Source organism: Paraburkholderia sp. BR10936 (assembly GCF_040965735.1).
Taxonomy (GTDB): Bacteria; Pseudomonadota; Gammaproteobacteria; order Burkholderiales; family Burkholderiaceae; genus Paraburkholderia; species Paraburkholderia nodosa_A.
Genome location: NZ_JBFRCM010000015.1, coordinates 172202 through 185020 on the forward strand (window position 1 = coordinate 172202; position 12819 = coordinate 185020).

The following is a 12819-nucleotide window of genomic DNA, read 5'->3' on the forward strand; positions in this document are numbered from 1 at the left end:
AAAGGAGCTGTAGATGTCCGCATTGTTCGAACCGTTCAAGCTCAAGGGCGTGTCCCTGCGCAACCGCATCGCCGTGCCGCCGATGTGCCAGTACATGGCCGTCGATGGCGTGATCAACGACTGGCACCACGTCCACTACGCGCAAATCGCGCGCGGCGGCGCGGGTCTCGTGATCGTCGAGGCGACGGCGGTTTCGCCCGAAGGCCGCATCACGCCGGGCTGCACGGGCCTGTGGAACGACGCGCAGACGGAGGCGTTCAAGCCCACCGTCGCGGCGATCAAGGCAGCGGGCGCCGTGCCCGGCATCCAGATTGCGCACGCGGGGCGCAAAGCGAGCGCGAACCGCCCGTGGGAAGGCGACGACCACATCGCCGAAGGCGACGCGCGCGGCTGGCAGACCATCGCGCCCTCGGCAACGGCGTTCGGCGCGCATCTGCCGAAGGTGCCGATGGCGATGACGATCGACGACATCGCGCGCGTGCGCGAGGACTTCGTGGCCGCGGCGAAGCGCGCGCTCGAAGCCGGCTTCGAATGGCTCGAACTGCACTTTGCGCACGGCTATCTCGGCCAGAGCTTTTTCTCGACGCATTCGAACCAGCGCGACGATATCTATGGCGGCAGCCTCGAGAACCGCAGCCGTTTCCTGCTGGAAACGCTGGCCGCGGTGCGCAAGGTCTGGCCGGAGCATCTGCCGCTGACGGCGCGCTTTGGCGTGATCGAGTACGATGGCCGCGACGAGGAGACGCTCGCCGAATCGATCGAACTGGCCAAGGGCCTCAAGCGCGAAGGCCTCGACATGCTGGGTGTGAGCGTCGGTTTCTCGACGCCCGCCGCGCAGATTCCGTGGGCGCCCGCGTTCCTTGCGCCGATCGCACAAAAGGTGCGTCGCGCAAGCGGTCTGCCGGTGTCGTCGGCATGGGGGATCGGCACGCCGGAACTGGCCGAGCGCTCGGTGGCGAAGGAGCAACTCGATATCGTGATGGTCGGGCGCGCGCATCTCGCGAATCCGCACTGGCCGTATTTCGCGGCTCAGGAACTGGGTGTCGAACGCGCCGCATGGACCTTGCCGGCGCCTTACGCGCACTGGCTCGAGCGCTACAAGGTCGGCTGAAATGTGCCGACCGGTTCAACCGTTGACGATGAGGGAATACCGATGACCGTCTATCTATTCGCGAGCATTACGCCCAAGCCCGAGCATGTCGCCGAAGTGGAGACGCTGATGCGCGATATGGTTTCGCACACGCGCAAGGAGCCGGGCAACTTGCGCTACGACCTGCTGCGCCGCGCCGATGGTGCGCCGGGCTTTTACCTTTACGAAACCTATGTCGACGAGGCCGCGGTGCAGGCGCATCGCGAAAGCGCACACTTCGTGGCATACCGCGCGAAGATCGGTGCGTGGGTGACGGAGCCGCCCGAAGTGAAGCTGCTGAAGGGCGTGGACGTCGCGGACTGAGGCCGCGCTTCTTGCCGCAATCGTTGCGGCGATCCATTGACGCGCCGGATATCGCTTCGCAGCGGTGTCCGGCGCGTTTTTCATTGAGCGGCCGCGCGCCGCCTAGCCCGCCATATCGAGCACGACGCGGCCTTCGATCGCGCCGCGCTCCATGCGCGCGAACACGTCGTTGATGTTCTCCAGTTTTTCCGTGGAGACGGTCGCCTTGACCTTGCCTTCCTGCGCGAACATCAGCGACTCTTCGAGGTCGAGACGCGTGCCGACGATCGAGCCGCGCACCGTCACGCCGCCCAGCACCATGTCGAAGATCGGCAGCGGAAAGTCACCGGGCGGCAGGCCGTTCAGCGACACCGTGCCGCCCCGGCGCACCATGCCAAGCGCCTGCGAAAACGCAACGGGCGAGACCGCGGTCACGAGCACGCCGTGCGCGCCGCCAATCTCCTTCTTCAGATACGCCGCGGGGTCGGTGGTTTTCGCGTTGACCGTCACGGTCGCGCCGAGGCGTTTCGCCAGTTCGAGTTTCGTATCGTCGACATCGACGGCTGCGACGTTGAGCCCCATCGCGCGCGCGTACTGCACGGCCATGTGGCCGAGGCCGCCCACGCCGGAAATCACGACCCAGTTGCCAGGGCGCGTGTCGGTGACTTTCAGGCCCTTGTAGACCGTCACGCCCGCGCAGAGCACGGGTGCGATTTCGATGAAGTCGATATTTTTCGGCAGCAGGCCGACGTAATTCGCGTCGGCTTTCGCGTATTGCGCGAAGCCGCCATTGACCGAATAGCCGGTGTTCTGCTGCTGCTCGCAAAGCGTTTCCCAGCCGCCGAGGCAATGTTCGCAATGGCCGCATGCCGAGTAGAGCCACGGAATGCCCACGCGATCGCCTTCCTTCACGTGCGTGACGCCCGCGCCCACACCCACCACATAGCCGACGCCCTCGTGACCGGGAATGAACGGCGGCTGCGGCTTCACGGGCCAGTCGCCGTGCGCGGCGTGCAGGTCCGTGTGGCACACGCCGCAGGCTTCGATTTTCACCAGCAGCTCGCCTGGCCCCGGAGTGGGGACGGTCACTTCCTCCAGCACGAGGGGTTTGCCAAATGCGCGGACTACCGCGGCTTGCATCGTCTTGCTCATCGTCGGGCTCCTGTCGAAGCTGAGTGGCGGCGCGCGGCCGGATGCGTTGCGCATCGCGGTGTCGCCGCACGTCCGCCTGCCTTTCGAGTTTGAAGGAAAGGATTGTCGTGTGCGATGAACTTGCTCAATAGTCGGTAGTAGAACGGCTGTGAAGGTTTCGAAAGAAACTGCCGTTAATATTGAATAAGGTTTGGTAACGACTTCGTTGCACGAATTCAGTGAGCCCGATGCAGAACGACTCCCTTTACGAGCGCGCCAGTGAGCGCCATTTCGCCGGCGACCTGCCGCGCGCGCGTCAGTTGTACACGCAATTGCTCGAAGCCGACGCAGCGCACGCGGGCGCGATGTTTCGCCTCGGCGTGATTGGTCTACAGGAAGGCGCGCCGGCCGATGCGATCGGCTGGCTGCAGCGCGCGCTCGCCATCGAGCCCGGTCAGCGGCGCTATCGCGAAGCCCTGGGGCAGGCCTATGCCATGGCCGCGCGCCACGCCGAAGCGGCGCAGATCTATCGCGGTCTGCTGGCGGACGACGCGTCGTCGGCCGATCTCTGGTGCGGGCTCGGCGCGGCGCTGCAGGCGCAAGGCGCGCTGACGGAAGCGGTGGAGGCGTGGCGCGCGGCGCTGGAGCGCGAGGCGAACCGCGCCGATGCCTGGAACAACCTCGGCAATTGTCTGCGTCTGCTGGGCGATTCCGGCGAGGCTCAGGCCGCTTACCGTCGAGCGCTCGCCTTGCAGCCGGGCGATGTCAACGCATTGACGAACCTCGGCACGCTGCTGCAGGAAGCGGGGCAGGACGAGGAGGCGCTCGAAAGCTTGCGCGCCGCGTTGGCGGCTGCGCCGGAAACCGCCGTCGCGATGATCAACCTTGGCGTGCTGCTGACGCGTCTGGAGCGTCTGGACGAGGCATTGCCCCTGCTCGAACGCGCGGTGGCCATCGAACCGCATATGGCGCATGCGGCCTACAACTATGGCGTCGCGCTGCAGGCGCGCGGCCGTTTGCGTGACGCCGAAGCGCAATATCGCCGCGCGCTGGCGCTCGACGCGGCGCATGCGGAAGCGGCGAACAACCTTGGGAATGTCTGCCGCGATCTCGGCGATTACCCGGCTGCACGCGAAGCGTACGAAACGGCTATCCGCGCCCGGCCGGATTTCGTCGACGCGTTCAACAACGCCGCCAACCTGATGCGCACGCTCGGCAGCCTCGACGAGGCGCAAGCGCTCTTGCGCCAGGCCCTCGACCTCGATCCGTCGCGCTCGGCTACGCTCAACAATCTGGGCAACGTGCTCAAGGACTGCGGGGACCTGGACGAAGGCATCGAATGCTTTCGCCGGGCCGTGGCGAGCGAACCCGGCAACCTCATCGCGCACAGCAATCTTCTGTACGCGTTGTCGTTCCAGGCCGAAGACCCGCAGGTGATTCTCGACGAGGCGAGACGCTGGTCCGCGCGGCACGAAGCGCCGCTCGGCGTGCAACGCACGCGGGCGGCTGTCGAACCCGCGGCGGGAAGGCGCTTGCGCATCGGTTACGTATCGGGCGATTTTCGTGAGCATTGCCAGGCATTGTTCATGACGCCGCTGTTTGCCCACCACGACCGCACGCGCTTCGAGATTCACGCATACTCGAGCGTGGTCAGGCCCGATGCGACGACCGCACGTCTCGCCGCGCACGTAGACGAGTGGCACGACGTGCGCACGTTGAGCGACGGGGCGCTGGCGGACCAGATCCGTGCGGACGGCATCGATATCCTGGTCGATCTCACGATGCACATGTCCAATGGCCGGCCTCTGCTGTTCGCTCGCAAGCCGGCACCGGTGCAGGTCGCCTGGCTCGCTTATCCCGGTACGACCGGCATCGGCGCGATGGACTGGCGGCTCACCGATCCGTGGCTCGATCCGCCTGCACACGATCGCCACTACAGCGAAAAGTCGTGGCGTCTGCCGCACACGTTCTGGTGTTATGACCCGCTTGCTTCGGAGCCCGAAGTGAATGCGCTGCCGGCATCGAGCGCGGGATACGTCACGTTCGGCAGCCTGAACAACCCGTGCAAGCTCACCGATACGACGCTGAACCTGTGGGCCCGTGTATTCGCGCGCTTGCCTGCGGCGCGCCTCGTGCTCATGGCCGCCGAGGGCGAAGCGAGGCGCGGCCTCGTACAGCGGCTTGCGCGGGCAGGCATCGCCCCGGCGCGCGTGCGCTTCCTGCCGTTCCGGCCGCGCACGGATTATCTGCGCAGTTATCACGAGGTCGATCTCGGGCTCGACACGTTGCCGTACAACGGCCACACCACCTCGCTCGACGCGCTGTGGATGGGGGTGCCCGTCGTCACACGCATCGGGCCGACCGTGGCTGGGCGCGCGGGCTTGAGCCAGCTCGCGAACCTCGGTCTTACCGAATTGGCCGCCGATTCCGACGAGGCATTCGTGGAGACGGCGGTGAGTCTCGCGAACGACTTGCCGCGCCTCGCGAATCTGCGCGCGACGCTGCGCGAACGCATGGTGCACTCGCCGCTCATGGACGGAGAGCGGTTTGCGCGCGGCGTCGAAGCGGCGTACGACGCCATGTGGCGCGCTGCAGCGCAATAGGGCCATCTGGCGCGTAAATACGGGCAACTGGCGGCCGAGACCCAGCCGAACGGCCATCCAGCGTGCTGTATAAATATACAGTAGAATCCTAGCCTGACAGCCAGGGCCGCGCGCCGATTCCCCGCGCGCGCCGCGCTGCAAGTTGCCGGGCCGCGCCGCGTATTTGCCCCATTTCGCGCGCCGTCCGGCCCCACGCGTGTGATCCAGCCGGAATGCCAGCGCAAGTGAGCGAAAACCGATCCATCCGAATCCGTGGTGCCCGCCAGCACAACCTCAAGAACCTCGACCTCGACCTGCACACCGGCGAAATGACGGTCGTCACCGGGCCTTCGGGCTCGGGCAAGTCGAGCCTCGTCTTCGATACGCTTTACGCGGAAGGCCAGCGCCGTTACGTCGAAACGTTCAGCGCCTATGCCCGTCAGTTCCTCGACCGCATGGACCGGCCGCAGGTCGATCGCGTGGACGGTGTGCCGCCCGCCATCGCCATCGACCAGACCAACCCCGTGCGCAGTTCGCGCTCCACGGTCGGCACGATGACGGAGCTCAATGACCACCTGAAGCTGCTGTACGCGCGCGCCGCGAATCTGTTCGACCGCGTCACGGCGCAGCCCGTGCGGCACGACACGCCTGAGACGATTTACGCCGAACTGATGGCGCGTACGGCCGCGGGCGACCCGCGTCTTGTGGTCACGTTTCCGGTCGAGTTGCCCGATACGACCACCGAGGAAGAAGTCGCGCAGTGGCTCTCCGCGAGTGGCTATACGCGCGTGCAGGCGCAGCGCGAGGTGAAGACGGCCGAAGGCACGCGCAAGCTGCTCGACGTGGTCGCCGACCGTTTCCGCATGCAGAACGTGGAGAAGAGCCGCGCGATCGAGGCGATCGAAGCCTCGCTCAAGCGCGGCAGCGGGCGCGTGAACGTCTACGTGCTGGCCAGCAGCGATGACGATGCGCAGGCCGAGCCGCAGATCTGGCGCTTCTCGACGGGGCTGCATTGCCCGGACAGCGATTTGCGCTACGCCGATCCGCAGCCCGCGTTGTTCTCGTTCAACTCGGCCTACGGCGCCTGCGACGCGTGCCGCGGTTTTGGCCGCGTGATCGGCGTGGATTGGGGCCTCGTGATCCCCGACGAGCGCAAGACGCTGCGCGGCGGCGCGATCAAGCCGCTGCAAACGCCGGCGTGGAAGGAATGCCAGGACGACCTGATGCGCTATGCCGCGAAAGCCGGCATCCCGCGCGATACGGCATGGTCCGAGCTGACGCAGGCGCAGCGCGACTGGGTCATCAACGGCGCGCCGGACTGGAAGGGCAGCTGGCAAACGCAGTGGTACGGCGTGAAGCGCTTCTTCCAGTATCTGGAGTCGAAGGCCTACAAGATGCACATTCGCGTGCTGCTGTCGAAGTACCGCAGCTACACGCCGTGCGAAACCTGCGGCGGCGCGCGCCTGAAAACCGAGGCCCTGCAATGGCGCCTCGGCACGCAGCAGAACGCGGACGACGTGCTCGCGCCGTCGGGACGTTTCCTGCCGCACGGCGTGGACTGGACACGCGCGCAGCTCGAAGCGTTGCCGGGCCTCACCGTGCACGACGTGATGCTGTTGCCGATCGAGCGCATTCGCCGCTTCTTCGACAATCTTTCGCTTTCCTCAGCATTGCTCGACGATGCACTGAAGCTGCTGCTCGAGGAAGTGCGCACGCGCCTGAAGTATCTCTGCGACGTGGGCCTCGGCTATCTGACGCTCGACCGCCAGAGCCGTACGCTTTCGGGCGGAGAAGTGCAGCGTATCAACCTGACCACGGCGCTCGGCACGTCGCTCACGAAAACGCTGTTCGTGCTCGATGAGCCGAGTATCGGCCTGCATCCGCGCGACCTCAACCGCATCGTCGAAGCGATGCAACGTCTGCGCGACGCGGGCAATACGCTCGTCGTGGTCGAGCACGATCCGTCCGTGATGCTCGCGGCCGACCGCCTCATCGACATGGGCCCGGGCCCGGGCGAGCGCGGCGGCTCGATCGTCTACGACGGCACGCCGAACGATATCCGCTCCTCGGGCACCCTGACGGGCGAGTACCTGGGCGGCCACCGCGCCGTTGCCGACGCTTCGCACTGGGAGCGACGCCCGGTTGACGCGTCCACGCCGAACCTCCTGCTCGAAGGCGCGAGCGAGCACAACCTGCGCGACGTGACCGTGCAGATTCCGCTGCAGCGGCTCGTGTGCGTGACGGGCGTCTCGGGCTCGGGCAAATCCACGCTCGTGCAGGACGTGCTCTATCCCGCGCTCGCGCGGCATCTGGGCAAAGCGACGGAGGCGCCGGGCACGTTCCGCAAGCTGGGCGGCGCGGAGCAGATCAGCGACGCCGTGTTCGTCGACCAGTCGCCGATCGGCAAGACGGCGCGCTCGAATCCGGCCAGCTATGTCGGCGCCTTCGACGAGATCCGCAAGCTGTTCGCCAAGGCGACGCTCGCGAAGCAGCGCGGCTACACGGCGGGCATGTTCAGCTTCAACTCGGGCGAAGGCCGCTGCCCGACCTGCGGCGGTTCGGGTTTCGAGCACATCGAAATGCAGTTCCTGAGCGATGTGTATCTGCGTTGCCCCGATTGCGACGGCAGCCGCTATCGCGCGGAAGTGCTCGAAGTGAAGATCGAGCGCGCGGGCCGCACGCTTTCGGTGGCGGACGTGCTCGACCTCACGGTCAGCGAAGCAGTGCAATGCTTCGCTGAGGATGCCGAAGTATTGCGCGTGCTGCAGCCTATCGTGGACGTCGGTCTCGAATACGTGAAGCTCGGCCAGCCGGTGCCGACGCTGTCGGGCGGCGAGGCGCAGCGCCTGAAGCTCGCGGGGTATCTCGCCGAAACCGCGCAGTCGCGCGGCAAGGAGGCGGGCGGCCGCCTCTTCATGTTCGACGAACCGACTACGGGCCTGCATTTCGACGACATCGCCAAGCTGATGCGCGCCTTCGGCAAGCTGCTCGCGGGCGGTCATTCGCTGCTCGTGATCGAACATAACCTCGACGTGATCCGCGCCGCAGACTGGCTGATCGATCTCGGCCCCGAAGGCGGCGACGCGGGCGGCGAAGTGGTGTGCGTCGGCACGCCCGAAGACGTGATCGCGTGTCCGCGTTCGCATACGGGCGCGGCGCTCGAGCGCTACGAAGCCGCGCTTGGCAGCGGCGTCGAACTGCCGGCGGAAGAAGAGGGCGTGGCGCTGCAAACCGCATTGCGTGCCGCGCAGGCGCGCCGCGACGTGCAGGGCGAGGACGTGGTGCGCATCGTGAACGCGCGCGAGCACAACCTCAAGGCGCTCGACGTCGATATCCCGCACGGCCGCTTCAACGTCATCACGGGCGTGTCGGGTTCGGGCAAGTCCACGCTCGCGTTCGACATCCTCTTTCACGAAGGCCAGCGGCGCTACCTCGAATCGCTCAACGCGTATGCGCGTTCGATCGTGCAGCCCGCGGGCCGCCCCGAAGTCGATGCCGTGTACGGCATTCCGCCGACCGTCGCGATCGAGCAGCGCCTTTCGCGCGGCGGCCGCAAGAGCACGGTCGCCACGACCTCCGAGGTGTGGCACTTCCTGCGTCTGCTTTACGTGAAGCTCGGCGTGCAGCACTGCGTGCATGACGGCACGCCCGTCACGTCGCAGAGCGTCGATGCGATCGTCGCGCAACTGCTGCGCGAGCATCGCGGCCAGCATGTCGGTTTGCTCGCACCGCTCGTCGTCAATCGCAAGGGCGTGTACACCGATCTCGCGAAGTGGGCGAAGGCGCGCGGCAATACGCATCTGCGCGTGGATGGCGAGTTCGTGCCCGTCGCGCCGTGGCCCAAGCTCGACCGCTTCCGCGAGCATACGATCGAGTTGCCCGTGGGCGACCTCGTGATCGAGCCGGAAAACGAGGCGCAATTGCGCACGCTGCTCGGCGCGACGCTCGAAGCGGGCAAGGGCATCGTGCACCTGCTCGCGCCGCTCGACGGCCTCGATCACGTGATTGGCAATGGCGGTTCGACGGCGAGCATCGGCGAGGTGAAGGTGCTGTCGACGCGGCGCGCCTGCCCGGTGTGCGGCACGAGCTATCCCGAACTCGATCCGCGTATGTTCTCGTACAACAGCAAGCACGGCTGGTGCACGACCTGCGTGGGTACGGGCCTCGCGCTCACGCGCGAGCAGCGCGCCGCCTACGACGACACGATCGTCGCCGAAGACGGCCGTGGCCGCGAGCAAACCTTGCCTTCGGAGGAGCAGGAACCCGACGGCATGGTCGACGAGCCGTGCCACGATTGCGGCGGCACGCGCCTGAATCCGGTGGCGCGCGCCGTGACGTTCGACGCGCATGCCATCGTCGACGTCGCGCAGTGGACCGTGGCGGATACGCGCCGCTGGATCGATACGCTGAAGCTTGGCGGCCGCGACGCGCAGATCGCGCGCGACGTGGTGAGCGAGATCCGCAGCCGGCTGCAGTTTCTGGAAGAAGTGGGGCTCGGCTATCTGAGCCTCGATCGCGCCGCGCCCAGCCTTTCGGGTGGCGAGGCGCAGCGCATTCGTCTCGCGGCGCAACTGGGCAGTAACTTGCAGGGCGTCTGCTACGTGCTCGACGAACCGACCATCGGCCTGCATCCGCGCGACAACCAGATCCTGCTCGACGCGCTGCGCAGCCTCGGCGAGAAGGGCAACACGCTCGTCGTGGTCGAGCACGACGAGGACACGATCCGGCGCGCCGATCACATCATCGACATCGGTCCGAGCGCGGGCAAGCGCGGCGGCCGCGTGGTCGCGCAGGGCAGTGTGGCCGATCTCGCGGCGCAGGCCGATTCGCTCACGGGTCGCTATCTCGCACAGCCTATCCGGCACCCGCTGCAGCCGCGCCGCGAAGTGCGTCCGGCGCGCGCGGGACGCGAGGCGGTGCCGGGCCAATGGCTGACCGTGCACGGCGGCAAGCTGCACAACCTGCGCAACGTCACCGCGCAGATTCCGCTCGGACGTCTCGTGGCGATCACCGGCGTGAGCGGCTCCGGCAAGTCCACGCTCGCGCGCGACGTGCTGCTTTCCAATCTGCTCGACGCCGTGGGGCGTTCGGTGCTGTCTTCGCCTGCCGAGCGCCGCGCGCGCAAGGCGGTGAAGGAGAAAGCGCCGAGCGCGGCGGAGCGCCGGTCGAGCGTGCTCGCGCGCACGAGCGCGAAGCCGAAGCTCGAGGTTTGGCATACGTGGCAGGGCTGCGATTCGATCAGCGGATGGGAAAGCATCGACCGCGTGCTCGAAGTCGACCAGACGCCGATCGGCAAAACGCCGCGCTCGTGCCCCGCGACCTATATCGGCGTGTGGGACGCGATCCGCCGCCTTTTTGCCGATACGCTCGAGGCGCGCGCCCGCGGCTATAGCGCGTCGCGTTTCTCGTTCAATACCGGCGACGGACGCTGTCCCGCGTGCGAAGGCCAGGGCGTGCGCACCATCGGCATGAGCTTCCTGCCCGACGTGAAGGTGCCGTGCGACGTGTGCCACGGCCAGCGCTTCAATCCGGAAACGCTGGCCGTGACGTGGCGCGGCCGGAACATCGGCGAAGTGCTGACGATGGAAATCGACGAGGCGGTGGAGTTCTTCGGGTCGATCACGAGTATTTCGCATCCGCTGCAGCTCATGAAGGACGTGGGTCTCGGCTACCTCACGCTCGGCCAGCCTTCGCCCACGCTCTCGGGCGGCGAGGCGCAGCGCATCAAGCTCGTAACCGAACTCTCGAAGGTGCGCGACGACATCACGCGCCGCGGCCAGAAGGCGCCGCACACGCTCTACGTGCTCGACGAGCCCACGGTGGGCCTGCACATGGCGGACGTGGCGCGCCTCATCAGCGTGCTGCACCGGCTTGCGGACGCGGGGCATAGCGTCGTCGTGATCGAGCACGACCTCGACGTGATCGCCGAAGCCGACTGGATCATCGATCTCGGGCCCGAAGGCGGCGTGGGCGGTGGCACGATCGTCGCCGCGGCCGATCCCGAAGCGCTCGCGAAGGTGCGGGCGAGCCACACCGGTGCGGCACTCGCGCCCGTGCTGGCGCGTGGCCAGGCTGACGTGAGCGCCGCCGAAAGCAAGCCTGCACCAGAGCGGCGCGCAACGGGCGCGGCGGCTTCAGGCTAAAGGAATGGAGCGGGCCGCAGAGGCCCGCTCCGCCTTGAAACCGCTTGATCTGTGCCGCGCGCGCAAGGTATCATCGGTTCCGCTTGCAGCAAACGTTCGCTCACCTGTAGCGGCGTCACCTGAGAGCGGAGCAGCGGACTACAGATCCCCTCCGAACCGGTCGCGGGCTCCATACCCAGGCTACCTCATCAGTGCAGCAAGGCTTCGCAGTTCGTGCGCGAAGCCTTTGTCTTTTCAGGGAAGACCATTCTTTGCCGATCGTTGTATCGGTGCCTTGCCCTTGACGAAGCGAGAGGAATTAATCGATGTTCGACCTCGATGGAGAGGCGCGCGAACGGCTCATCGTGTGGATTCGACGCCGCATGGAAGAGTACGGCATTACGTTCGAAGAGCTTGAAGCGTCTATTGCTGAAAGCGAAAAACTACCCAAGTACCGCGACGCATACGGGAATACGTGGAATGGCGAGGGCGATATGCCGGCCTGGCTGTTGCGCTATAAGCACGCGGGACAGGATATCGAGCACTTTCGCTGCTAGCCATGACGGTGCGTGAGTGCGCGCCGGTGTTGCCCGTCGACCGCCAGACCGTTCGCGGCGCATGCCGCAAAGCCGCACATCGGTGCGGCGCCCAGTATTATTCAGCATAGTTTTAAAATGCCTTTCGGCGCGAGCCGGGATTTAATTGCGCCTCCTAATGTGCCGTGCCGGTTTAGGCGCGCAATGATTTATGCATTCTTTTTTGCTGGCATTTGCGCGCGTAATTAGTCAGCTTTTTTGAAAACTCCGGTTGGCTGCGCGATCAAGCTGCGCGACAATCTCGCCCATTGCGTTCTTGCTACGGCAGGGAGGTAGTCATGGCGATACTCGTGCTGGGCCTCGTGATTTTCATTGGTGTCCATTCGATCCGCATCGTGGCAGGGCCCTGGCGCGCCGCGCAGATCGAGCGCCTGGGTCCGCGTGCCTGGCGAGGCGCGTTCGCGTTGCTCTCCATTCTGGGCTTCGTGCTGATCGTCTATGGCTACGGTCTGTCACGCCGCTACCCCGTGCCGATCTGGCTGCCGCCGTTCTGGATGGCGCATGTCACGGCACTCCTCACCGCCATTGCCTTCATCCTGATCGTCGCGGCCTACGTGCCGGGCAATCACTTCAAGCGCGCGCTCGGCCAGCCGTTCGTGAGCGGTGTCGCGCTTTGGGCGTTCGCGCATCTGCTCGCCAACGGCACGCTCAACGACATCATTCTCTTCGGGGTTTTCCTCGTCTGGGCGTTGTTCGAGCTGCGAGGCGAGAACCGGCGCGATCGCGAAGCCGGGGTGGTCTATCCGCCGGGAGAGGTGTCGCGCGATGCGATCGTCGTCGTGGTCGGGCTCGTCGTCTGGGCCGTGTTCGCCTTCTGGCTGCATGGCGTGCTGATCGGCGTGCGGCCGCTCGGCTGAGTGCGCGGCAGGCCGCGAGCGCACTGCAAAAAAAGAAGCCTGCGCATGGCAGGCTTCACAAGGTACAGCTCGGAGTTCCGCGATCAGATCGCAGTGTCA

At 66.3% G+C, this 12819-nt stretch carries 7 protein-coding genes; 6 read left to right on the plus strand and 1 reads right to left on the minus strand.

The features are described from left to right. Positions 1-13: 13 nt before the first annotated feature. Both AB4Y36_RS28235 and AB4Y36_RS28240 read left to right on the plus strand, forming a co-directional pair. Entirely contained in the window at positions 14-1111 is a 1098-nt protein-coding gene (locus tag AB4Y36_RS28235) for an NADH:flavin oxidoreductase/NADH oxidase (RefSeq protein ID WP_069267362.1), read from the plus strand. A 42-nt stretch (positions 1112-1153) separates the two neighbouring features. After that, positions 1154-1453 carry a putative quinol monooxygenase gene (locus tag AB4Y36_RS28240; protein WP_342946336.1) on the plus strand — a complete coding sequence of 100 codons (300 nt, stop codon included), beginning with the start codon at positions 1154-1156 and terminating at the stop codon, positions 1451-1453. Between the two features lie 102 nt (positions 1454-1555). On the opposite strand, the gene adhP is transcribed toward AB4Y36_RS28240, so the two are convergent. After that, on the minus strand, positions 1556-2584 hold the full coding sequence (adhP, locus tag AB4Y36_RS28245; protein WP_069267483.1) for an alcohol dehydrogenase AdhP: 1029 nt from the start codon (positions 2582-2584) through the stop codon (positions 1556-1558). Between the two features lie 227 nt (positions 2585-2811). Between adhP and AB4Y36_RS28250 the strand changes: the two genes are divergently transcribed. The 4 genes from AB4Y36_RS28250 to AB4Y36_RS28265 all read left to right on the plus strand — a co-directional run bounded on the left by AB4Y36_RS28250 (position 2812) and on the right by AB4Y36_RS28265 (position 12720). Continuing rightward, positions 2812-5166 (plus strand): tetratricopeptide repeat protein, encoded by a 2355-nt coding sequence (locus tag AB4Y36_RS28250; protein ID WP_368684744.1) that lies wholly within the window; start codon positions 2812-2814, stop codon positions 5164-5166. 224 nt (positions 5167-5390) lie between these two features. Beyond that, a complete protein-coding gene (gene uvrA / locus AB4Y36_RS28255; protein WP_368684745.1) occupies positions 5391-11288 on the plus strand; it encodes an excinuclease ABC subunit UvrA in 5898 nt (1965 codons plus the stop codon). 305 nt (positions 11289-11593) lie between these two features. Further along, a complete protein-coding gene (locus AB4Y36_RS28260; protein ID WP_069267441.1) occupies positions 11594-11824 on the plus strand; it encodes an H-NS histone family protein in 231 nt (76 codons plus the stop codon). Between the two features lie 317 nt (positions 11825-12141). Then, positions 12142-12720, plus strand: a complete 579-nt coding sequence (locus tag AB4Y36_RS28265) for an NnrU family protein (RefSeq protein ID WP_069267442.1) — start codon at positions 12142-12144, stop codon at positions 12718-12720. The last annotated feature ends 99 nt before the right edge of the window (positions 12721-12819 follow it).

Bases quoted from the DNA above. Each gene is read 5' to 3' on its own strand.
- adhP (WP_069267483.1), bottom strand. From the start codon at position 2,584: ATGAGCAAGACGATGCAAGCCGCGGTAGTCCGCGCATTTGGCAAACCC.
- AB4Y36_RS28265 (WP_069267442.1), top strand. From the start codon at position 12,142: ATGGCGATACTCGTGCTGGGCCTCGTGATTTTCATTGGTGTCCATTCG.
- AB4Y36_RS28235 (WP_069267362.1), top strand. From the start codon at position 14: ATGTCCGCATTGTTCGAACCGTTCAAGCTCAAGGGCGTGTCCCTGCGC.
- AB4Y36_RS28240 (WP_342946336.1), top strand. From the start codon at position 1,154: ATGACCGTCTATCTATTCGCGAGCATTACGCCCAAGCCCGAGCATGTC.
- AB4Y36_RS28250 (WP_368684744.1), top strand. From the start codon at position 2,812: ATGCAGAACGACTCCCTTTACGAGCGCGCCAGTGAGCGCCATTTCGCC.
- AB4Y36_RS28260 (WP_069267441.1), top strand. From the start codon at position 11,594: ATGTTCGACCTCGATGGAGAGGCGCGCGAACGGCTCATCGTGTGGATT.